At 69.5% G+C, this 21,524-nt stretch carries 18 protein-coding genes and 1 tRNA gene; 11 read left to right on the forward strand and 8 right to left on the reverse strand.

The features are described from left to right. Both L3K22_RS07685 and L3K22_RS07690 read right to left on the reverse strand, forming a co-directional pair. Positions 1 to 3,939 (reverse strand): DUF4011 domain-containing protein (locus L3K22_RS07685; protein ID WP_263310852.1); only part of this gene is annotated, 3,939 nt, incomplete at its 3' end. A gap of 70 nt (positions 3,940 to 4,009) precedes the next feature. Next, positions 4,010 to 4,870, reverse strand: coding sequence for a DeoR/GlpR family DNA-binding transcription regulator (locus L3K22_RS07690; protein WP_263310924.1), 861 nt, complete (start codon positions 4,868 to 4,870; stop codon positions 4,010 to 4,012). Positions 4,871 to 5,040: 170 nt separating this feature from the next. Here L3K22_RS07690 and L3K22_RS07695 point away from each other — a divergent pair, with 170 nt between their 5' ends. After that, on the forward strand, positions 5,041 to 5,238 hold the full coding sequence (locus L3K22_RS07695) for an antitoxin (RefSeq protein WP_062947552.1): 198 nt from the start codon (positions 5,041 to 5,043) through the stop codon (positions 5,236 to 5,238). A 166-nt stretch (positions 5,239 to 5,404) separates the two neighbouring features. Here L3K22_RS07695 and L3K22_RS16675 read toward each other — a convergent pair whose 3' ends face one another. Next, on the reverse strand, positions 5,405 to 6,028 hold the full coding sequence (locus L3K22_RS16675) for a copper resistance CopC family protein (protein WP_308445916.1): 624 nt from the start codon (positions 6,026 to 6,028) through the stop codon (positions 5,405 to 5,407). Between the two features lie 116 nt (positions 6,029 to 6,144). After that, a complete protein-coding gene (locus L3K22_RS07705; RefSeq protein WP_263310853.1) occupies positions 6,145 to 7,578 on the reverse strand; it encodes a nitrilase-related carbon-nitrogen hydrolase in 1,434 nt (477 codons plus the stop codon). A 77-nt stretch (positions 7,579 to 7,655) separates the two neighbouring features. Here L3K22_RS07705 and L3K22_RS07710 point away from each other — a divergent pair. The 3 genes from L3K22_RS07710 (at position 7,656) to L3K22_RS07720 (ending at position 8,984) form a co-directional block, all read left to right on the forward strand. Then, positions 7,656 to 7,731, forward strand: a tRNA-Arg gene (locus L3K22_RS07710). 325 nt (positions 7,732 to 8,056) lie between these two features. Next, a complete protein-coding gene (locus L3K22_RS07715; protein ID WP_263310854.1) occupies positions 8,057 to 8,602 on the forward strand; it encodes a Panacea domain-containing protein in 546 nt (181 codons plus the stop codon). Positions 8,603 to 8,624: 22 nt separating this feature from the next. Continuing rightward, on the forward strand, positions 8,625 to 8,984 hold the full coding sequence (locus tag L3K22_RS07720) for a type II toxin-antitoxin system death-on-curing family toxin (protein ID WP_263310855.1): 360 nt from the start codon (positions 8,625 to 8,627) through the stop codon (positions 8,982 to 8,984). Positions 8,985 to 9,109: 125 nt separating this feature from the next. On the opposite strand, the gene L3K22_RS07725 is transcribed toward L3K22_RS07720, so the two are convergent. After that, positions 9,110 to 10,234, reverse strand: a complete 1,125-nt coding sequence (locus L3K22_RS07725; protein WP_263310856.1) for a tyrosine-type recombinase/integrase — start codon at positions 10,232 to 10,234, stop codon at positions 9,110 to 9,112. Positions 10,235 to 10,320: 86 nt separating this feature from the next. Then, positions 10,321 to 10,869, reverse strand: coding sequence for a hypothetical protein (locus tag L3K22_RS07730; protein WP_263310857.1), 549 nt, complete (start codon positions 10,867 to 10,869; stop codon positions 10,321 to 10,323). Between the two features lie 104 nt (positions 10,870 to 10,973). Between L3K22_RS07730 and L3K22_RS07735 the strand changes: the two genes are divergently transcribed. From L3K22_RS07735 to L3K22_RS07755, 5 genes are all read left to right on the forward strand, one after another. Continuing rightward, positions 10,974 to 11,210: a helix-turn-helix transcriptional regulator gene (locus L3K22_RS07735; protein WP_263310858.1), complete on the forward strand. Its 237-nt coding sequence runs from the start codon at positions 10,974 to 10,976 to the stop codon at positions 11,208 to 11,210. Between the two features lie 366 nt (positions 11,211 to 11,576). Next, positions 11,577 to 12,689: a DUF3631 domain-containing protein gene (locus tag L3K22_RS07740; RefSeq protein WP_263310859.1), complete on the forward strand. Its 1,113-nt coding sequence runs from the start codon at positions 11,577 to 11,579 to the stop codon at positions 12,687 to 12,689. A gap of 387 nt (positions 12,690 to 13,076) precedes the next feature. Then, positions 13,077 to 15,830, forward strand: coding sequence for a DNA methyltransferase (locus L3K22_RS07745; protein WP_263310860.1), 2,754 nt, complete (start codon positions 13,077 to 13,079; stop codon positions 15,828 to 15,830). Next, positions 15,827 to 16,627, forward strand: a complete 801-nt coding sequence (locus tag L3K22_RS07750; RefSeq protein WP_263310861.1) for a hypothetical protein — start codon at positions 15,827 to 15,829, stop codon at positions 16,625 to 16,627. Before L3K22_RS07745 ends, L3K22_RS07750 begins: the two co-directional genes overlap by 4 nt. A gap of 11 nt (positions 16,628 to 16,638) precedes the next feature. Further along, positions 16,639 to 17,280 carry a DUF8453 domain-containing protein gene (locus tag L3K22_RS07755; RefSeq protein ID WP_263310862.1) on the forward strand — a complete coding sequence of 214 codons (642 nt, stop codon included), beginning with the start codon at positions 16,639 to 16,641 and terminating at the stop codon, positions 17,278 to 17,280. 265 nt (positions 17,281 to 17,545) lie between these two features. On the opposite strand, the gene L3K22_RS07760 is transcribed toward L3K22_RS07755, so the two are convergent. Together L3K22_RS07760 and L3K22_RS07765 are read right to left on the reverse strand one after the other, a co-directional pair. Next, complete coding sequence (locus tag L3K22_RS07760) at positions 17,546 to 18,043, reverse strand: hypothetical protein (RefSeq protein ID WP_263310863.1); 498 nt, start codon at positions 18,041 to 18,043, stop codon at positions 17,546 to 17,548. Between the two features lie 117 nt (positions 18,044 to 18,160). Beyond that, positions 18,161 to 18,919 carry a Crp/Fnr family transcriptional regulator gene (locus tag L3K22_RS07765; RefSeq protein WP_263310864.1) on the reverse strand — a complete coding sequence of 253 codons (759 nt, stop codon included), beginning with the start codon at positions 18,917 to 18,919 and terminating at the stop codon, positions 18,161 to 18,163. Between the two features lie 166 nt (positions 18,920 to 19,085). Here L3K22_RS07765 and L3K22_RS07770 point away from each other — a divergent pair, with 166 nt between their 5' ends. Both L3K22_RS07770 and L3K22_RS07775 read left to right on the forward strand, forming a co-directional pair. Next, positions 19,086 to 19,337: a heavy-metal-associated domain-containing protein gene (locus L3K22_RS07770; protein WP_263310865.1), complete on the forward strand. Its 252-nt coding sequence runs from the start codon at positions 19,086 to 19,088 to the stop codon at positions 19,335 to 19,337. A 38-nt stretch (positions 19,338 to 19,375) separates the two neighbouring features. After that, complete coding sequence (locus tag L3K22_RS07775) at positions 19,376 to 21,379, forward strand: heavy metal translocating P-type ATPase (protein WP_263310866.1); 2,004 nt, start codon at positions 19,376 to 19,378, stop codon at positions 21,377 to 21,379. Positions 21,380 to 21,524: the final 145 nt, after the last annotated feature.

The raw sequence follows: 21,524 nt of genomic DNA on the forward strand, positions 1-21,524 counted from the left end.
GGCGCCACCGGTCGCGGCCCGGGCGGCGTCGCCGGACTCCGCCGCCGGCTGCTCCGCCTCCTGACCGGTCCCGGCGCCGTCGGCCTCGGGGGCCGCGCTCTGCGGGGAGGCGGCGGACTTGCGGGCCAGCGCCGCCTCGATCGCGGCATCGAGGTCCTCGTCGGAGAGCTCCTGCGCGAGCGCCGGCTCCGCGGGAGCTGCCGGCTCCGCCGCGGCGCCGCCGGGGCCCTCCTGCACGGCCCCCTCGCTCCCGTCCGGGGCGGGGGCGGCGGGTGCGGCGCGCAGCGCCTCGGGGTCGGGCGGAGCGATCTCCTCGTCGCTGCCCGTGAGCGCGGCGACATGGGGGACGACGGGGACGTCGTGCCCGCCCTGCAGCACCCAGAGCAGGGCGCGCAGGTCGCGGGCGCCGTCGGAGCGCAGCCGGGCGTGGTCGAGGTCCTGCACCGCGAGGGAGGAGACCACGGTGGTGCGGCCGCGGGCGCGGGTGATGACGGTGGCGAGGGCCTTGCGGCCGCTCTCCTCGGACAGCGGTCCGAAGCGGTGCAGCAGCCGGCCGTGCGGGGTCTTCCCGAAGCCGATCGAGACGATGATGTCGTCGCGCAGCACGGAGGTGGCCTGCGCGGCGGGCAGCACGGTGAACACCTCGCGCGCGCCGGGGTCGAAGTAGTCGCGCAGCGCCGGGATGACGGAGACGGTGTTCATGATCCGCTCCATCAGGCGCCGGGCGTGCTCCTCGGTGAAGGTGAGCACGGCCAGGGACCGCTCGGGGCGGGTGCGGGCGTGCTCGATCACGAGGTCGGTGACACGGCGCAGCTCCGCCTCGGTGGACTCGACGTACTCCATCCCCTCGGTGACGGGGCCGCGGCCGTTCTCGACGGTGACCAGGCGGTCCTGCTCGGGGGCGACGGGGCTCGGCACGGCCACGACCTCGCCGACCAGGGCGCGGCGCTGGGCGAAGCCGCGCAGCCCCTCGGTCGCGGGATGGGGATCGCGCAGGATCTCCTGGTGCGGGGCGATGCGCAGCATGTCGTCGAGGAGGCTCGGGACCGAGTCCCCGCCGTACTCGAGCACATCGCCGACGACGACGGTCTGCGACGCCCGGACGATCGAGGGCAGCGCCGCGGCGGTGGGCAGGCGTCCGCCGTCGGCGACGATCAGCACGTCGAAGTGGCGTCCCCGGGGGATGACCTGCGGGACCAGGTACGGGGAGGCGAGCCAGGCGGGGCGGGCCGCGAAGAGGATGTCCTCGTACTTCGCGGCGAGGTCGCGGATGGACACGGTCGAGGAGCGGGCGAGCTCGGCGATCGCGGCGCGGGAGGTGTCCGGGTAGAGCTTCATCGTCGCCACCCTCGTCTCGTCAGCCGCGGCGTGCACGCGGGCGGCGGCGCCGGCGAGATAGGCGGAGTCCAGGCGGCGGAACCGCTCGGCGACCTGGGAGAGGGAGGTGCCGTCGTACTGGGAGATGGTCGGCTCGGCGCCGGCGATCAGCTCGAGGACGCTGCGCCACCAGGCAAGCTCCAGCTCGGCGCCGACCTGGTCGATCGGGACGCGGCGGGCACGGAGGTCCTCGACGAGCTCGCCGAGGCCGTCGAAGCCGAGTCGGCGCAGCAGCTCGGTGCGCCGCGGGAGGGTCTCGAGGTCGTGGCGGTCCGCGGCGAGGGCCTCGACACGGCGCTCGAGCTCGTCGAGGTCGGTGCGGGCGAGGTCGGCGCCGGCTCCGGTGCCGTCCAGCAGCACGGCGAGCTCGTCGAGCACCTTCTGCGAGCGGGCGGCGATGCGGTGGATCTGCTCGAGGTCCTCGGGCAGGGACGGCCGCGAGGGGCTCCCCTCCGTCTCGGCGGCGTGGCGGCGCCACTCCTCGACCACGTCACGGGCTTCGCCGAGGTCGCGGTGCAGGTCCGGGGACAGGGAGGCGGGGCGCTGCAGTGCGGCGGCCTCCTTCTTCAGCCGCCGACGGGCGCCGAAGCCCATCTCCACGCCGCGCTCCTCGCGCCAGCGCTTGTCGGCGGTGGCGGCGACGAGGTCGGGCAGCGGGGCGGCGAACACGGCGGACTGGAAGGTGCCCAGCAGCGCCTGCACCCGGTCCAGCAGCGCGAGGCGCTCGCCGAGCTGGACGAGGGTCGCGGGTTCGCGCAGGCCCAGCTCCCGGCCGGCGCGGGCACCGGCACGACGCAGCTGCGGCAGGATCTCGCCGCGCAGCTGGTCCACGAGCTCCTCGGCCCGCGATGCCTGGGTGTCGGAGCTGATCGGCGCGCCGTACCAGGCGGTCTGCTCGGGCCCGGTGGAGAGCACGCCCACCTCGGCGGCCTCGCGCAGCGCCTCGGCGTAGCGGTCGCGGTCCTCCCCCACCATCTGCGCGGCCACGGAGCCGGGCAGGCGCACGGAGGTGCGGGGGGCGGGGTGGAGGCGGGTCAGCGCGGCGAGCGCAGAGATCGCGTCGTGTGCGGAGGCGTCCCACGGCTCCTGGATCCGGTGCATCGCCTCGACGTGGCCGACGAGGATGTCGCGGCTGGCGCCGAGCTCCTCGGGCGCGGCGTCGTCCGGGCCGAGTCCGTGGGAGCCGGCGCGGCGCAGGCTGCGCAGCAGCGAGCCGGAGGCGTTGCGCTGCAGGGACGGGTCCGGGGAGAGGTCGAAGACGAGCTCCTCGAGGCCGCGGCGACGAGCGATCTCGACGAGCTGGGAGAGGTTGCGGCGGCGCTGGGACACGATCAGGACGCTCCTGCCGCGGGCGTTGAGCTCCTCGGCGAGGTCGACCACGAGGTCGAGGCTGGTGGTGCCGGGCGGGGTGGGCACGGCGAGGTCCCCGCCGGCCAAGACCCGTTCGAGCACGGCGCGGTGGCCGGGGTCGACGGCGGCGACCAGCTCGTCCTCAGGAACCTCCGGGGCCAGTCCCTGCTCCGCGCCGCGCACCTGGGTGCGGGCGGTCTCGTCGCCGGCGAGCGCGGCGACCAGCGGCGAGGCGGCCCAGTCCTCGCGCGCCTCGGCGAGGTCCTCGGCGACGGAGCCGGCCGCGTCCATCATGTTCCCGACGACGAGGGCGTGCAGGACGCGGAAGCCGGTCAGCGGCTGGCCGAGGGAGCGGAAGGCGTCCAGGACGGGGTTGGGGTCGAAGCCGTGCGCACCGTCGGTCGTGGCCAGCAGCGCGCGGGCGTCGACGGCGACGCCGGCCTCGCGCAGGGCGCGCAGCAGGACGGGGTTGAGGTCCGCGGTCGCGTCGACCTCGAGGTCGACGTCCTCGCGGGCGTTGCCGCGCAGGCGAAGGGTCACGGGGCGCACGAGCACGGGGGCGTGGATCGGCTCGGAGCCGTCCTCGGGGTACCAGATCGCCTCGCCGATCCCGAGATGGCAGGTGGTCAGCCCCACCTCCTCCGCGTGCCGCTCGGCGACCTCGCGGATGGTGCGGGCGTGGGCGCGGGCGTCGGCGAGCGCCCCGACCTCGCGCACCAGGGAGGACAGGCGCGTGGGGCCGCGGCCTGCGAGCAGCTGCGCGAGCCCGGAGGGGTGGGAGTGGGTGAGGTCCAGGACCGTGCCGCCGGCACGGATCTGGGTGAGGAAGGAGGGGGCGGTGACGCCGCCGGTGATCTGCTGGGCCCAGCGGTCCAGGGCGTCGGCGACGCGGTCCTCGCGGCTGAGCGGGCGGTGCTCGCGGCGGACCACGGGCACGCCGTCCTCGTCCTGCTCGGGCGCGATCCCGGCCCCGACCTCGTCGAAGCGGTGGTCGAGCACGACCTCGTAGCCGCCGGCCCGCGCCGGCTCGGCCGGGGGCTCCTCGCGCTGCGGCGCGGCGGGTGCCGGATCGGGGCTCGCGGGGGCCTCCTGCTGATCCCCGGACCGCTCGCCGCGACGCTCCCGGGCGAGGGCCGACAGGGCGTCGTCGCGCGACGGCGCCTCCTGGCCCGTGCTCTCCGGTCGCTTCTTCCCGCGCAGGAAACTCCACATGGGAGCCCACGCTACCGGGAGCGCGGCCGGCGTCAGCGCAGGCGTGCCACCCGTGGGACGCCCGACCTGCTCACACCTCGTGCAGGCGCACCGAGCTCTCCTGCAGATGGGCGCGGAGGTCCTCGGGGACGGGGCCGGCGATGATCAGGTCGGTGAGCACGGAGACGGGGCAGATCCCGGCGAGCGCGCGGTGGCCGATCTTGTCGGCGGTGGCGAGGCCGACGACGCGGCGGGAGTGCCCGATCATCATCCGGGTGACGCCGGCCTCGGCGTCGGAGTTGCAGGTCAGGCCCGCGCCGAGGTCGAGTCCGACGGTGCCGACGAACATCGTGTCCAGCCACAGGTCGCGCATGGTGGCGGTGGCGATGGGGCCGGTGAGCTCGAAGGAGTAGGGCTCGGCGACGCCGCCGAGCACGACGGTGCGCACGGAGGGGCGCAGCACGGCCTCGGTCGCGATGTTCAGCGCCGCACAGACGACGGTCAGGCCCGGCGTCCCGTCGCGGGAGTCGAGGTCGGAGCGGGAGACGGCCCGGCGGGCGGCGGAGGTGGTGGTGCGCCCGCCGTTGAAGCCGATGATCTGCCCGGGCTCGACGAGGGAGGCGGCGCGGTCCGCGACCCGCTCGCGCTGGCCGGAGCCCTCGTCGGCCGCGCGCGGGACGCTGGCGAGGGAGTAGGCGACGTCGACCGCGACGATCCCGCCGTGGGTGCGGCGGGCGAGCTGGGCCCGCTCCATCTCCATGAAGTCCCGTCGCACCGTGGACTCGCTGACCTGGAGGTCAGCGGCGACCTCGGCGACGCTGAGGCGCTTGGTGGTGGTCAGCAGCGAGAGCACGTGGTCCCAGCGGGCGCTGCGTCCCCTCGCTGCGCGGCGCGGCGCCTCGGACGGGCTCGAGGGGGTCGACAGGGAGGGGCGGGACCCGGCTTCGCGCATGCTCACGCAGACAGTATTGCGCGCTTTGCCACCGATCACGCCTGTCGCGCGCAGATTCGACCAGATCAGGTCGGATCGTCGGGTCACGTTTGAGTCACGGCGGCAGGGCGTCGTAGGTTGGCGATGTCGCCTCGGTCACGGGGTGGTTCCGCGAACGAAAGGACATGAACATGGGCTTCGATGACGCGCTGAACAAGGCCAAGGGCTTCGCCGACGACAACCCGGACAAGGTCGAGCAGGGCCTCGACGGTGCGACCGAGCAGGTCAAGGGTCGCACTCCGGACAACGTCGACGGCCACGTCGACAAGGGAGCGGACGCCGCCCGCGACCGACTCGGACTCGGCGGGGACGACGACAAGGACAACTGAGTTCCCGCTCCCCCTGAGCAACGAGGAACCCCCGAGGCATACCTCGGGGGTTCTTCCGTGTCCGGGCTCGGTCCACGGCCGACGGACCGGGGAGCGCACCGGGTGAGCCGGCGGCGCTCGGCCGGTGGGCCGGCGGCGCGGGGTCGAGCGGGTGACGGGGTGGGCGTCAGTCGCGGCGGCGCATGATCAGCAGCACCGCGACGACCGCGCCGACCACGACGACGCCGAGCACGATGAGCAGCGGGGTCATGGAGGAGCCGCTCTCGTCCTCGGCGGCCTCTGCCGTGGCCTGCTCGTCCTCCTCGGCGGGCGTGGTGGTCTCCGCAGGGGCGCTCTCCTCGGCGGGGCTGCTCTCCTCGGCGGGCGCCTCGGTGGTCTCCTCCGCGGCGGTGTCCTGCTCGGCGGTGACCTCGAAGGTGCCCTCGATGGGGTGGCCGTCGCTGGAGACGACGCGCCACTGGACGGTGCTGGTCCCGGCGGGCAGCGGCTCCTCGAGGGTCGCGGTGGCGACGGGTCCGTCGACGCTCGGTGTGATCTCGGCCAGCTGCTCGCCGGACTCGTCGGTGATCCGCACCAGCGGGCTCACCTCGAGGATGTCGGCGGAGAAGGTGAGGGTGATCGCCTCGGGCGAGGTCTCCAGCGTCGCGCCGTCGGCCGGATCCGACTCGAGCAGCGTGTCGTGGGCCTGCGCGGGCGCGCCGAGCGCGAGGAGCGCGGCGAGCAGGGCGGCGAAGAGTGCTGCGAGGGCGGCGGCGCGAACGGAGGCATGGCGGCTGAGCAGGGTGTTCACCCCGGCAGGGTACGCGAGGCTGTCGGGACGGGTCTGTTCCCCCGGTCACGCCGACAGGCGGGCCCGCCCGGTCGCGCGCCCGACAGCCCCGCGATCAGGTCGTGCTCGCCGCGGGCTCAGCGCTCGGGCAGCGGCACCGCGTGGCGCAGCACGGGCAGGGCCGCGCGCGCCGTCTCGACCTCGGCGAGGTCCAGGTCGACCATCAGCAGTCCGGGCTCGAGCCCGAGCTCCTGGCGGATCCGGCCCAGCGGGCCGACGGCGGCGGAGCGGCCGACGCCGCGCGGGGCCCTGCCCGCGTAGCCGGCGGGCGGGGACTGGTCGGCGGCGAGGATCACCGTGGTGGAGTCCAGCGCCCGCGCGCGCAGCAGCAGCTGGAGCTGCTCGCGCTTGCCGGGACCCTCGGCCCAGGCCGTCGGCAGCAGGATCGCGTGCGCGCCGCGGCGGGCGAGCGCCGTGAACTGCTCCGGGAAGCGCATGTCGTAGCAGGTGGCAAGGCCGAAGCGGGTGCCGGCGAGGTCGAACGTGACCAGCTCCTGCCCCGGGGCGACGGTGGCGGACTCGTCGGCGTCGAAGGCGTCGAAGAGGTGGATCTTGCGGTACTCGAGCGAGGGGGTTCCGCCGGGGCCGCGCACGAGGACGGTGTTGTGGACGCGGCCGTCGTCGGCGGGACTGAAGGAGCCGGCGACCACGACGAGGGAGTGCTCGTCGGCGAGCTCCTGGAGCAGGCGGGCGAAGTCCTCGTGGTGGGCCTCGGCGGCGGCGCGCAGGTCGGTGCCGAAGGGGGTGAGGGTCGCCTCGGGCAGGAGCACGAGGTGGGCGCCCTCCTGGGCGGCCTCGGCGACGGCGCCGCGGACCACGGCGACCATCGAGGCGTGGTCGGTGGGCACCTCGATCTGGGCGAGGGCGATGCGGGGGCCGGCGGCGCGGCGCACCTGGTCCAGGGCATCGGGGGTGTCGATGTCGGCGGCCTCGGAGCCGGTGACGGGCAGGCTCACGAGCTCGCCCTCGCCGAGGGTGCCGTAGAGGCGGCGCAGGCTGAGGTCCGCCCAGCCGCCGCCGTCGTGCTCGATCTCGGAGAGCGCGGCGCGGATCCGGCCGAGCGGCCAGGCGGCACCGAGGAACTGCACATGCCCGTCCTTCGACTCGAGGGCGACGACGCGGCCGGTCTCGGCACTGCGGGCGGCGAGGGCGCGGAGGGTCTCGGGGCGCAGCAGCGGCATGTCCCCGCCGAGGACCAGTACGGTCGCCTCGTCGGGCGCCTCGGAGATCTCGGCGACGCCGCGGGCGAGCGCGGCCAGCGGCCCGGAGCGCGGCGGGTCCTCGAGCACGAAGCGGGCGCCGTGGCGGGCGGCGAGGTCGCCGCCGTCGGCCCCGCTCGGGCCCACGACGATGCGGCGGCCGACGGGGGCGGCGCGCAGCACGCGTTCGAGCACGCTCGCGCCCGCGATGGGCAGACGGGTCTTGTCGGTGCCGCCCAGGCGCGAGGCCGCTCCCCCGGCCAGGATCACGGCGGCGACGGTGGCGGCGGTCTCGTGCGATGCGGTCGACATGGAGCGATCCTGCCACGGGACGCTACGATGACCCAGGCCTTCGGTCACGGGGATTCATCCCCCGACCGGACCGGAGCGCCTCCGTAGCTCAGGGGATAGAGCACCGCTCTCCTAAAGCGGGTGTCGCAGGTTCGAATCCTGCCGGGGGCACCAGAGAAGACGCAGGTCAGGCGACTTCGATGTTCGCCGTCGCCATCGCCAGAGGGACGATTGTCCGCAGGTTGTCCGCAGCGTGCTGGCACGAAGCCGGGACACCATGACCTGTGGGACGCATAGATCGTGGCGCACAGGACTGCGGTCGCCCCCGAGTGAGGACACCTACCCGAACAGCGAGTCGGCCAGGCAGCACGCACTCGTCGCGGGTACTGGCCACCTTCGGACGACACTTGACTACGCATGCCACACTGGAGAGACCCATCTTCACGTGCACACGAACTGTGCACGTCGACTCAACCATCTGAAAGGGCGGTCGGGGCCAATGAACACACTCACCGCTCGTGACGTCGCCAGCTACATCAAGAGCAAGACCGACGTCTACGGCGAGACGCAGCTTCAGAAGCTGGTCTACTACGCTCAGTGCTGGAGCCTTGCTTGGGATGGGAGCCCGCTGTTCGAGGATGAGATTCAGGCCTGGAAGAACGGCCCTGTGCTCCCCGCTCTTCGGCACAGCAATACCAGCCTCTCCCCTGACGCGGCACACCTCACCGATGAGCGAGCACGTGCGACCGTTGATGCTGTCGTCGACCATTACGCGCGCTTCAACGGCAGCACACTCTCTGCTCGCTCTCATGAAGAGCGTCCCTGGCGGGAAGCGCGGGGCACACTGGCCGATGGAGAGCCTTCTGCTCGGGCGATCGACCCTCAGGTGATGAGGCAGTGGGCTAACGACGAGTCGTTGGCAGGTCATGATGTTCCCGTGCGTCGCCCAGTACCCCACCGCGTGGCGGAACGTGCTCGCGTGATGGAGCTCGGCCGATCGGGCGCGCAGACCTGGGCAAGAACTCTGGAGATCCTTGGCAGGTGAGGATGTACTCACGGTAGATCTGGTGGATCAGCTCTACCGTGAGTACATCGGCGCTGGGGCACTGCGAGACCCGGAAGGTCTAGCCGGCGCCTTGGGCGCCCCGTTCTCAACGTGGGAAGGGCAGGAGCTTTACCCGCTCATGGTCGAGAAGGCCGCGAGGCTGGTCATCCACATCCAGGCTCGACAGGCCTTCTCCGACGGCAACAAGCGGATCGCCTGGCTGACGATGATCGTGTTCATTGGTCTCCACGGCCTCTACCTCGCGGACACCACGGAAGAGGAGGCGGCAGACTTCGTTCTCGACATCGCCGAGAAACGTATCGACGCGAGAACCGCTGCAAGCTGGATCAGCATGCGACTTACAGAGATCGAGCCAGCCTGACCCAGCGGTAGCCACCGCCCAAGCCTTGATGAGCCAAGCTAGGTCGAGCGAAGAGCCAACTCATCCAGTACCGCTCCACCCGAGCACCTGATCCAACGGCCCCTTAGGCAACCGCAGCGCGCAGATCAAGCGAGATGGACTCTCGCCGACAAGAGCTCGATAGGGGAGACTATCGGCGAGCTCTCCTCCCTATGCCGGTCACGAGCCCGAGCAAGCTGGTCGGCGAGATCGTCGAGATCGTGGTCGAAGAGGTCGCTGTAGACGTTCAGAGTCGTGCTCGGCTTGTCATGCCCGAGCATGCGCTGCACGGCAAGCACAGAGGCTCCCGCGCTCACAGCGATGCTCGCGGCAGTGTGGCGCAGCTCGTGCGGCGTCAGCCCCGGCACACCGGCATCACGGGCAGCACGGTCGAACCACGAGCGCCTCATGTTCCTCACACGGAGCACGTCTCCACGAGGCGATGAGAACAAGAGGTCTGCGGCATCCCGACCGACGATGAGCGCGTCGATCTCATCGTCCAGGAATCGCGGCCACGGGACGGAGCGTCGCTGGTGATCCTTCGGGTCCGACCAGACGAGCTCTCCGTTCACCTCCGTCACAGAGGCCTCCACCATGAAGCGTCGACGCAGTCGATCAACGTTCCCGACACGGAGCGCGGAGAGCTCTCCGATGCGCAAGCCACAGTAAGCGAGCACGAGGACGATCACCTCGTGGCTGCCCGCCTCCTGGGCAAGCCGGTCCACCTGTCCCACGGTGAGGTAGCGGCGGCGCGCCACCTTCTGCCTCGGGAGCTGGAGATGGTCGGCAGGATTCATCGACACACGACCGTTCCGCATGGCCATCTGGAGCACCCCCCGAGCGACGCCGACGATCTTTCGGACCGAGCCTGACGAGAGGCCCGACGCGACGAGCTCGTTGACCCAGATCTGGAGATCCTCGTGCTTCACAGCAGACAGACGCAGATCGCCCCACCTCGGGAGGACGTGCATGCGGAGTACGGAGAGGTTCCGCTCGCGGGTGGTGGCGGTCCACGACGGGTTCACCTTCCAGGCTTCCGCCACCTCTCCAAAGGTGATGACCTGACGCTGCGGGTCCACGTACCTGCCTGAGGCGATGTCTCCCGCGACCTTGTCGAGCCACTCCACGGCCTGAGGCTTCGTCGCGAAGATCTGGGCGCGCTCATCGCCCTCGGCGTTGACGTAGCGCGCCCTCCAGCGCTTCCCGACGCCATCACACCGGCGGCCCTTCACGCAGTCTCCGTGATGGAGCTTCGAAGGCGAGCCATCTCTCTTGTGCCAGCGATCCTCGATCCCGGACCGGCGATTACGTCGTTGCGTCACGGCGACGTGTTCCTCTCCCTTAGTTCAGACCTCAGGGCCGGGATGTACCCGAGGTCCCTGCTCTTCCTTATCCACCTCGTCGCGGTAGAGGTCGGCAACTGCATCTGGTCAGCGATCGCCTTCGCGGGCTTGTGATCGTGCACTAGAGCTTCGGCATAGAGCTCTCCCACGAGACGAAGCACTTCGTCTCGTGGCCCTCGCCGCGCCATCTCCCGAATTCGTTCCAGATCACGCGTCGGCTTGCCGCGCTCAGCACGCAACTCGCTCATCAGCAGGCGGGATGCCTCCTCCGAGAGCCGACCGAGCGGCAGCCTTCGCACCAGCGCCCCGTTGATGCCCTCCCAACCCAGCCGACGACCGGGTCCCGCGAGCGCGACCGTCAAGCCGGTCATCACAAAGGGGGTCGGGTCACCATCACGCCCAAGCGGATCACCGACAAGCGAGACCTCGATCCTCAAGTTGGCGCCATCCACCTTCTCGACGAACCGGACGACGCCCGTACCGAGCCCATCGCTCTCCAACTTCTTCAACACCACTCCGTCCATACCGACAGAGTACACAAGTGGTCCTGTCTTGACCGAACTGCTCCACTCGGGCCATACTTCAGCCGCGTGGGTCCGCCACGTCACAACTACACCAGGAGGACGGCATGTCCAGAAAGCTCCATCGCCCCAGGGAGATCGCATCATCGTCGAGTCGACCGATGACCACATCGGAGGTGGAAGAGGAGTACGGAATCCCCGTCGGAACGTTGAGGTACTGGCGACACTGCGACATCGGCCCCAGGTCGTACTCAGTCGGTCGCAGTGTCCGGTACGACCGCATCGACGTTGAAGAGTGGTTGGAGGCGCAGAAGCTTGCGTCCGCACGCGGCGGCGTCGCGTGACAAGCCACAGAGCACAGAAGATCCCCGCCGCACAGCCTGGCAGCGGACGCGGCGGGGACCAGAGCATCGACATCCTTGAAGGAGACCGAGCATGAACATGGTATCGACCCACTACCGAGGCACTCCTGCCCGGCCACACGCTCAAGAGATCACCTGTCTGAGCACCCCTCAGGGGTACGCCCACATCGAGATCACCGACTCCGTGGTGGCCCTTGAGCTGTCAGGACGTGACGGCTCCGCCGTTTCGATCTCCCTGAGCGTCGCAGAAACCCAGAGGTTCGCAGAGCTTCTCGTGAGCGCCTCTGCTCACCAGGACCGGCGTACACCAACCCGACTGCGCACTCACGAGTACGGGGTGGACGCAGCATGACGCTGGGAGCACATCTGCTCGACGAGATCGAGCAGGCGATCAGGAAGTACACGATCCAGAATGGCGATGATGAGTACCGGGCGATGACTCTCTACGTCGCTATGTCCCACGCAGCGATGCACCTGGACTTCGCTCCTCGCCTCTGCCTGACGTCACCTGTGAAGCGATGCGGAAAGTCGCGGACGATGGAGATCCTCAGCGCGCTCTGCCACGCCCCATTGTCTTCCGCCAACGCATCGGCAGCCGCCCTGTACCGCTCGATCCCACGGGACGGAGGGACGCGAACGATCTTCATCGATGAGGCGGACACCTTGTTCAAGCCCGGTCTCACGAGCAGCCGCTCGGAGGAGCTTCGCAACCTCCTCAACTCCGGGTTCAGGCGGGGAGATCACACCCTTCGCTGCGACGGACCGAGCAACGCTGTAGTCGAGTTCAACACCTTCTCCCCCGTCGTCATCGCTGGCATCGGCGGGATGCCGGAGACCGTGACGGATCGAGCCGTGAACGTTCGTCTCCGCCGCAAGTTGGAGCACGAGCAGATTTCTGCATACCGCCTCAGGATCGATGAGCCCGAGCTCCACGCCTTGAGGGACCGCCTCGCAGCATGGGTCAACGAGATCGGGACCGCGGCTACTGATCACCGGCCGACCAACCTTCCGCTCAAGGACCGCGCAGCAGACGTCTGGGAGCCCCTCATCACGATCGCCGACATGGCGCGCGGTACATGGCCGCAGCGTGCTCGCGAGGCGGCTGTGAGCCTCCAGAAGGCACACGAGGACCAGGAGGTGCTCATGCCAGGCCTGGAGCTGCTGAACGACATCCGAACGGCGTTGAGGACCCTCGACGGGCAGCAGGTCTCTTCGACGGCCCTGACCGACGCCTTGGAACGGGTCGAGGGCTCACAATGGCAGGAGGAGGGCATCAGCACGAGGGCGCTCGCGAGGCGACTTCGCGAGTTCGACGTCGAGCCCCGACGGCTGAAGGGAGGTCAAGTTCGCGGCTATGAAGTTCGAGCCCTGAGGAGCGCCATGGAGCGGTACCTCCCTACCGTCCCCTCAGGTGCGCCAGGAGGCGTCAAGCCCGTCAAGCGTCTACGACGCACGAGATGAACGAGCGTATCGAGTAGCACTCGAACTCCTTCGTTACTGACGTCACGGACCGTCAAGCACCCGCCGGCCTACCAGCAGGTGACGGTGGGTGCTTGACGCATCTGACGGCTCGCTGACAAACGGAGCAGAGATCTGATAGCAGGATCCACGAACGCATCCGGCGGCTGAGAGGTCTACTCCATAGGTTGTCGCCAGAACCTGCCAGGTTCCCGTGGGTTACCTAGGCACACCAAGCGGAGCGAGATACCAGGTCGCACGGGGAAGCGAGCGGGTTGGGCATAGGCCTTCACATGCGACCCCCTCGAACTAGGCTGGGCTACGACTACCACTCCTGCACGAGGTGCAGTCTGTGGCGGACAGTCCTACTCAACTTCGAGGAGTTCTTCCGTGGCCAAGCCCTTGGTGTTGTCCGACATCCGTGAGCGTGCGGGAGCCTTCGTGGCCGAGTGGCGTGATGCCGAGGGCTACGAGCGCGGTGAGGCGCAGGAGTTCGTACGCGGACTCCTCGCAGTCTTTGGGATCAACGGGCGCACCGCTGCGGTCTACGAGAAGCGTGCTCAGCGAGCGTCGACCGGACACCGCGGTTACATCGACGCTCTGATCTCAGGCACCGCGCTGGTTGAGATGAAGTCCGAAGGGCAAGACCTCGTCGCTGCGGAGGCGCAGGCCCTCGACTATATCGAGTCCCTCACGGAGCACGAGAGTCCCGACTTCGTCATCACCAGCGACTTCAAGCGCTTCCGTCTTCTCGACCTGACAGCAGAGCCAGGGCAGGACGGGGTCATCGAGTTCTCCCTGCTGGACCTGCCAGCACACGTCGAGGACCTCATGTTCCTCGCCGGGTACCGGCGCACCAGTTTCGGCTCCACCGAGCAGGAGCAGGCGTCGATCCATGCCGCACAGCTCATGGCGAAGCTCTACGAGCATCTCGAACGCACGGGCTACGACGACCACCAGGCATCTGTGTTCCTCATCCGCACACTGTTCTGCCTCTACGCCGACGACGCTGGCCTCTGGGAGCGCGACCTCTTCTCCCGCTACATCGAGGAACGCACGAGTGAGGACGGCTCGGACCTCGGAGCCCAGCTCTCGACGCTCTACCAGGCCCTCAACAAGCCCGAGGACAAGCGCTACGGGCGCGACGACGACCTCATCCAGGCCTTCCCCTACGTCAACGGGTCCGTGTTCGGAGAGGCCGTCGAGATCCCCTACTTCGACCGCTCGTCCCGCGCGCTGCTGCTCCAGGCTGCGTACTTCAACTGGTCCTCGATCTCTCCGGCCATCTTCGGTTCGCTCTTCCAGGCCGTGAAAGACAAGAAGGCCCGACGAGCCTTGGGAGAGCATTACACGACCGAGACCAACATCCTAAAGCTCATCCGCCCGCTGTTCCTCGACGAGCTGGAGGAGCGCTTCACGAAGGCACGATCCAAGAAGACCGAGCTGGAGCGCCTGCTGACGCACCTAGGCAGCCTCCAGTTCCTCGACCCTGCATGCGGCTGCGGCAACTTCCTGATCATCGCCTACAGGGAGCTCCGAGCACTGGAACTGCGTATTCACGAGCGCCTCCAAGAGCTCGACCCCGCGCGCGCCCAGCTGTCCCTCGACGCGGAGTCCCGCGTCCACGTGAAGCTCTCCCAGTTCCACGGGATCGAGATCGAGGAGTGGCCCGCCACGATCGCGCGCACCGCGATGTTCCTCGTCGAGCACCAGGCCAACCAAGCCGTGAACCTCACGCTCGGCTACTCCGTGCCGATGCTGCCTCTCCAGGACTCTGCACGCATCACGATCGGCAATGCGCTGCAGACAGACTGGACCGATGTAGTTACCCCAAGCACGAGCCTCTACGTGATGGGCAACCCTCCCTTCCTCGGGGATCACACCCGTGGAGCTGACCAGCTCGCGGACCTCAAAGCCGCATGGGGAGGCAACAAGGTCATCTCGCGGCTCGACTACGTGACGGGCTGGCACGCCAAGGTCCTGCGACTGTTCCGCGATCCGCTGTACTCCGGCCAGTGGGCTTTCGTCACCACCAGCTCGATCACCCAGGGCGATCAGACAGCGAGGCTCTTCGCGCCGGTCTTCGAAGCGGGATGGAGGATCAAGTTCGCCCACCGGACATTCGCATGGTCGAGCGAAGCTCCAGGGGCGGCGGCAGTCCACTGCGTCATAGTCGGCTTCACCCAGGACTCCAAGCCTCGGGGCCGTCTGTTTGACTACCCGGATATCAAAGGCGCCCCCGTCGAGACACCGGTCCACACTGGGATCAATGCTTACCTCCTCGACGCGCCGGACATCCTGGTCGAGAAACGCGGGATTCCGCTCTCGCCGGAGATGCCCACCGTGGTCAAGGGCTCGATGGCCACCGACGATGGGAACTTCGTCATCACACCCGAGCAACACCCGGAAGTCATGGCCGACCCGGTAGCAGCGAAGTACGTGCGCCCCTACATCGGATCGTGGGAACTGATCAATGGCCAAAAGCGGTGGTGCCTCTGGCTGGTCGACCTCGACCCAGAGGACCTCCGGCGATCCACCATCCTGCGCTCTCGTGTTGAAGCCGTGCGTGCGTTCCGCGCGACTTCCAAGGCATCCACCACCCGCAACTACCCCCACCATCACCTCTTCCGACAGTTCGGCATCGTCGAAGATGTCCCGATCGTAGGCCTCCCTGAGGTGAGTTCCGAGAGCCGCATCTACTTGCCGGTCGCACACCTCGACCCGGGGACGATCATCTCCAACAAGGTGTACGGCGCAGTCGACGCCTCGGGCCTGATCTTCGCGATCGCCTCGTCGGCCATGTTCAACGCGTGGATGAAAGCCGTAGGCGGTCGACTCAAGTCTGACCTCAGTTTCTCCAGCACCATCACATGGAACAACTTCCCACTCCCCGAGGTCTCCGAGAAGCTCCGGGAGCAGGTGATCAGCGGCGGTCGTGAGGTGCTCGAAGCACGCGCAAACCATCCAGAGCGTTCTCTAGCTCAGCACTATGCGCCACTTGCTATGACTCCCGCTCTCTTAAAGGCCCACCGCACGCTCGATGCCGCTGTCGATAAGGCCCTTGGAGCGCGTCGGACGTGCACATCCGAGCAGGAGCGCCAGCAGATCCTGTTCGAGCGCTACGCGGAGATGACCCGAGCATGAGTTCAAGCTCAGAGGACCCGAACCTCCACGAGACCTCACTGAAGCGCCTCAGGCAGGCCTTGAAGCGCTCCGAAGCCGTGCTGAGCACTCGGCTAGCTCAGGACCCGCTCGCGCCCGAACTAGGCACGCTCTGGCACCTCACGATGCAGAAGAACACGACGACCGGGGCGATGAAAGTTGCAGCGCTGCGGCGCGACACAGTTGACCGCCTGCTTCTTGAACAGGCTGCAACGTACGCCCGAGTATTTGTCCTCAAGAAGGAGCCGATCTACGGGCCTAAGGTCGCGCGATCAATCACCTACTTTGCCGTCACCGAACAGCAGAAGTTCTTGAGCGAACAGCTCGGACGCATGTGGGAAGAACAGCCCTTCCCACGGACCTACATGATGAAGTCGGACGGAGGCACACCCTTAACCCCGCCGGGCGGAATCAGCGACAGCAGCATCGGCGACCGGGTGCTGTACTCAGAGATCGTCCATGCGGACGATGCCTCCTCGACCCTGGAGCACGTCAGCGACGAAGACCGGGAGTGGGCACTCTCAAGCCTCGTTGGCGACTGGATAGCACTCGTCGCGCATCAACAGTGGCTGATCAGCTCTGTACGGCCTGACCTATGCCCTGCTCCAACGCCGTGGGCAGGCGATCACAAGACGATCTTCCGGCGACTCGGCGGCAGAGTCGATGAAGAGCATGAATCGACAACTCCGACCGAACAGGAGAGAGGGGAAGACGGGGCACGCCCCGAGAGCTCTCAGGCCCATCGCGACGGTCAGGTCAACCCGGACGGCTGCAACTAGGAGGTCTACTCATGGAAACACTGTCAGTACTGGCGTTCGGCATCTCCGTCGTCGCCGCGCTCTTCACGGGATGGGCTGCATTAGCAACCGCCAGGCAAGCCCGATCCGCTCGCGACCAGACAGAGATTCAGCGAGAGCAGGTCGAGGCCGCGCGGGAGCAGACTCGGCTACAGCGTGCAATCGCTGATGAGGCCATACAGCCGTACGTCTGGGCGGACATCCAGCCTGACATGAAGCAAGGGATGATCGTCGATCTCGTCGTCGGGAACTCTGGGCCGACGGTCGCGACCGACATCAGAGTCGCGTTCGATGTGCCGCCGCCGGTTTCGTCCGAGGCCCTGGAAGACTCCGAGCCACTCTTGCGCACTCTTTCTGAAGGGCTCCGATCGCTGGCGCCCGGCCGTGAGATCCGGTGGCACCTAGGCACCGGCCCCGACCTGATGGGCAAAGACGCCCCACAGCTCATCCGGATCAAGGTAGACGCGGACGGCCCCCACGGCCCCTTGCCAACAGTAGAAGTGCCGGTCGACATCTCCCAGTGGAGGCTGTCGAAGGACGCCCCGGACGGATCGCTCCATCTCGTTCGCAAGTCCATCCAGGACCTCACCAAGTCCTTCGACAAGGCCGCCAGTCGCCTTGCCCAGCGATCATGATGACGGGTCCGAGCATTGGCACGACACACCCTGCTCGCCCAAGCGCCTCCCTCTGCACAGTCCGCAGACTGTCCGCAGCAGGATCAACGGCGGACAACGCAAACCGTCGAACACCAACCCTACAAACCTTCCCGACCTGCGATTACACAGATTGCCGCACGTCTTAGGTAGACACGGAAGGCTCTCCTAAAGCGGGTGTCGCAGGTTCGAATCCTGCCGGGGGCACCAGAGGACCACGAGGGTCCGACGCCGGCGAGGACGCAGGTCATTCGGACCGGAACTGCTCCCTCGTCATCGCCCTCGTCTCCTCGTGCTTCCTGCGGATGTCGGCCTGGGTGTCCCCGTCGGCCCACGGACGCTCCAGCGTCACGAGCGCGATCCAGTAGACCGCCGTGGTGACGACCATCGTGGTCAGGGCCGACGACGGCGCCGGGCCGAGGACCAGCCCGGCGAGAAGGCCGATCGGCAGCGGGAGCACGGCGACGATCGCCGTCATCGTGATGCTCCCGGGGTCCGGGTGTCGGTGCCGGAGGACGAAGATCCGCTCCACGCCTGTGGTGGCGAGCTCGATCGCCACCATCACGACCACGGCCGTGGTGATCGCGGATCCCGCGGAGAGGCTCGCCGTCCACCCCGTCAGTCCCAGACCCCAGAGCAGCAGAGCGATCACGGCGGCCTTGACCATCCCTGTCGCGAGATGGCCCATGAGTGCGAAGGAGAACAGGGGCGGGCTGAAGTCGTCGGCGTCGCGGTGTTCTGCCATCGGAGCGGATCCCTTCGGCTGGATGATCTGGTCAGGCGGAGCGGTCCGAGAGGGGGCCCGTGCCTCGCAGTCCCTCACGAGCCGTCCCTGCATCCTGCCCGATCTCGGCAGTCCGGTTCACGTGTCCTCGGTCCGCTCCTCGAGCGCGTCGCGGTCCAGGATCGAGGTCCAACGCCGGCCGGAGTCGATGACGCCCTCGCGTCGCAGCGCGCTCATCACGCGGGAGACCGACTCCGGGGTGGAGCGGGCGAGACCGGCGAGGTCCGCGCGGGACAGCGGCACCTCGAGCAGCAGGCCCTGGGCGCCCCGGTCCTCGCCGAGGGAGTCGGCGAGGCGCAGCAGCGCCCGAGCGACGCGCTGCTCGACGGTGGCGGTGCTCTGCCGTCCCATGTCGGACTGTGCACGGGAGAGCCGTGCGGCGAGGTCGTCGACGACCCGCAGCCCGACCACGGGGTTCTCGACCATCACCTCGCGGAACGCCTCCTGCCCGATGCGCAGCAGGCAGGAGCCGACCAGCGCGGTCGCGGTGCGCTGGTGGACCGGGTCGCCGAGGCTGCTCATCGCGCCGAACATCTGACCCGGACCGAGGATGTCGGTGACCACGAAAGAGCCGGAGGCCGTGTCCTCGGCGATCCGCATCCGTCCCTCGGCGACGACGTAGAGCGCGTCGGCCGGCTCCCCCGCCCGGAAGACGGGCGCGTCGGCCGGGATCGTGAGGGTGCGCATGCGGCGGTCGACCCGCTCGAGCGCCTGCTCGTCCAGGCCCTGGAAGTAGGCGGAGCGGGCGAGGACGCCGAGGCGCACGGGGCCCGGGCACTGGTGCGGCAGCGTCACCTCCGCGAGCGGGATGGTGCGCCGCCCGTCAGGGGCGGTCATGGCGCGAGGATAGCCCGCACAGCGCGGGCCGAAAGGGACATCGGTCCTGGTCAGAAACAGGGTGCGGTTGATTGACCGCCGTCATGGTCGGGCCGACGGTTCGTTCCTACGGTCGAGGTGACAGCGAGGAAGACACCCTCGCAGCACCGAGAGAGGACCGCATCCGATGTCTGCCACCACCGATTCCACCACCCCCGCGAGCACCCGCACCGTCTTCCGCGCCGAGGGCTTCAGCTGCCCCTCGTGCGTGGCCAAGATCGAGAAGCAGGTCGGTCGTCTGAAGGGCGTCCAGGACGTCACGGTGAAGTTCGCGTCCAGCCGCGTCGAGGTCGAGCACGACCCGGCCGTGGCCACCACCGAGCAGATCGTCGACGCGATCGCGAAGGCCGGCTACACGGCCGTGCCGTCGGCCGTCTGAGCCGGCCCCCACCCATCACCTGACCGAGAGGACCTGTCATGACCGCCCTGCAGCGCTGGTGGCGCGGCCCGTGGAGCACGCCGTTGCTCGCAGGCGCGCTGATCCTGCTGGCCGCCCTGCTCTCGCTCGGCGCCGGGGTGAACCCCTTCGGCGCCGGGCACGGCGAGCTCGGCCTCCACCTCGACCGCCCGATCCCCCTCCTCGCCTCCGACGCCCTGATGGTGCTCGCCGCGGTCGTCGCGGGCGCTCCGATCCTCCTCGCCGCCGTGCGCGCCCTCCAGGTGCGCACCGTCGGCATCGACCTGCTGGTCACGATCGCCGCCTCCGGCGCCCTGGTGATCGGCGAGTACTGGGAGGCCGCCGCGGTGACCGTCCTGTTCGCCGTCGGGCATGCGCTCGAGGCACGCACCATGGACCGCACCCGCTCCGCGCTCACCGAGCTCGTCGCCGCCGCCCCCGATCTCGCGATCGTGCTGCGGGACGGCCAGCAGGTCGAGATCCCGGCCGCCGAGGTCCGCCTCGGCGAGACGGTGCTCGTGAAGAACGGCGCCGAGGTCCCGGTCGACGGGACGGTGCTGGCCGGCACGGGCGCGATCGACGAGGCCGCGATCACCGGCGAGTCGATCCCCGCCGCGAAGGGCGAGGACGACCCGGTGTTCGCCGGCAGCGTCTCCGCCGGCGGGTTCCTGCAGGTGCGCGCCACCGGCGTCGGCGCCGACACGACGCTGGCCCGGATCATCCACCGGGTCGAGGAGGCGCAGGACGCGAAGGCCCGCACGCAGACCTTCCTGGAGCGCTTCTCCACCTGGTACACCCCGGGCATCATCCTGCTCGCCCTGCTCGCCGGGCTCGCCACCGGCGACGTGGTGCTCGCCCTGACCCTGCTGGTGATCGGCTGCCCCGGCGCGCTGGTCATCTCGATCCCGGTCGCGGTCGTCGCCGGCATCGGCCGCGGCGCCCGGGACGGCCTGCTCATCAAGGGCGGGGAGTTCCTCGAGACCAGCGCCGAGGTCGACACCGTCGCGCTGGACAAGACCGGCACCCTCAGCGAGGGCCGCCCCTATCTCACTGACGTCACCGTGCTCGACCCCGCCCTGGACCGCACCGCGGTGCTGCGCTGGGCGGCACGGGCCGAGGCCGGGTCCGAGCACCCGCTGGCCCGCCCGGTGCTCGAGGGCGCGGCCGAGGAGGGCATCGTCCCCGGCGACCTGCCCGAGCACACCGAGCCGGTGCCCGGCAAGGGCATCGTCGCCGCGGTCGAGGGCTGGCGCGTCGCTGTCGGGAACCTGCCGCTGCTGGAGCACGAGGGCGTCCTCGTCCCTGCCGGGGCGCAGGAGGAGATCGCGCGCCTGGCCGGGCTCGGCCGCACCCCGATGGCCGTCGCGCTCGACGGCACCGTGATCGGCGTGCTCGCGGTCGCGGACCGGCTGCGTCCGGAGGCCGCCGAGATGGTCCGACGCCTCCACGCGGAGGGCGTGCGCAGCGTCCTGATGCTGACCGGCGACGACCGGCGGGTGGCCGAGGCGGTCGCGGCGCAGGTCGGGATCGACGAGGTCCGCGCCGGGCTGCTGCCCGAGGACAAGCTGGCCGCGGTCACCGCGCTGCAGCGCGAGGGACGCACGGTCGCGATGGTCGGCGACGGCGTGAACGACGCCCCCGCGCTCGCCACGGCCGACATCGGCGTGGCGATGGGCGCGGCCGGCAGCGGTGTCGCGATCGAGACCGCGGACATCGCTCTGATGCATGACGACCTGCTGCGGCTGCCCGAGGCCCTCGGCCTCGCCCGCCGCACCGTGCGGGTGATGCGCCAGAACATCGTCCTCGCGGTCGCGACGGTGGCGCTGCTCCTGGCGGGCGTGTTCGCCGGCGGCGTCACGATGGCGATCGGGATGCTGGTGCACGAGGCGTCGGTGCTGGCGGTGATCGCGAACGCCATGCGGCTCCTGCGCCGTCGGCGCCCGACCCGTCCGGCCGACGGCGTGGGCCCGGCGCTCGCGGCGACGACGTCCTCACAGGTGCCGAGCCCGGCGACGATGGCATGACGCCAGGCGCCCCTCGCGCCGTCGAGTATGTGATCACATGCTTGACGGCGTGAGGGGCGCCACATACATTGACGTCCGACAACTCATATATCAGTGGTGCCCGGGTCGACGTCGACCGGCACCCTCCCGGCTCGCCGGCGCCGGC

The sequence above is a fragment of the Brachybacterium atlanticum genome (genome assembly GCF_025669985.1).
Lineage (GTDB): Bacteria > Actinomycetota > Actinomycetes > Actinomycetales > Dermabacteraceae > Brachybacterium > Brachybacterium conglomeratum.

Excerpts from the sequence above, each read along its gene's own strand:
- L3K22_RS07690 (WP_263310924.1), bottom strand. The coding sequence starts at position 4,870 with ATGCGCGAAGCCGGGTCCCGCCCCTCCCTGTCGACCCCCTCGAGCCCG.
- L3K22_RS07695 (WP_062947552.1), top strand. The coding sequence starts at position 5,041 with ATGGGCTTCGATGACGCGCTGAACAAGGCCAAGGGCTTCGCCGACGAC.
- L3K22_RS07735 (WP_263310858.1), top strand. The coding sequence starts at position 10,974 with ATGTCCAGAAAGCTCCATCGCCCCAGGGAGATCGCATCATCGTCGAGT.
- L3K22_RS07750 (WP_263310861.1), top strand. The coding sequence starts at position 15,827 with ATGAGTTCAAGCTCAGAGGACCCGAACCTCCACGAGACCTCACTGAAG.
- L3K22_RS07765 (WP_263310864.1), bottom strand. The coding sequence starts at position 18,919 with ATGACCGCCCCTGACGGGCGGCGCACCATCCCGCTCGCGGAGGTGACG.
- L3K22_RS07760 (WP_263310863.1), bottom strand. The coding sequence starts at position 18,043 with ATGGCAGAACACCGCGACGCCGACGACTTCAGCCCGCCCCTGTTCTCC.
- L3K22_RS07740 (WP_263310859.1), top strand. The coding sequence starts at position 11,577 with ATGACGCTGGGAGCACATCTGCTCGACGAGATCGAGCAGGCGATCAGG.
- L3K22_RS07705 (WP_263310853.1), bottom strand. The coding sequence starts at position 7,578 with ATGTCGACCGCATCGCACGAGACCGCCGCCACCGTCGCCGCCGTGATC.
- L3K22_RS07715 (WP_263310854.1), top strand. The coding sequence starts at position 8,057 with ATGAACACACTCACCGCTCGTGACGTCGCCAGCTACATCAAGAGCAAG.
- L3K22_RS07775 (WP_263310866.1), top strand. The coding sequence starts at position 19,376 with ATGACCGCCCTGCAGCGCTGGTGGCGCGGCCCGTGGAGCACGCCGTTG.
- L3K22_RS07755 (WP_263310862.1), top strand. The coding sequence starts at position 16,639 with ATGGAAACACTGTCAGTACTGGCGTTCGGCATCTCCGTCGTCGCCGCG.
- L3K22_RS07730 (WP_263310857.1), bottom strand. The coding sequence starts at position 10,869 with ATGGACGGAGTGGTGTTGAAGAAGTTGGAGAGCGATGGGCTCGGTACG.
- L3K22_RS07770 (WP_263310865.1), top strand. The coding sequence starts at position 19,086 with ATGTCTGCCACCACCGATTCCACCACCCCCGCGAGCACCCGCACCGTC.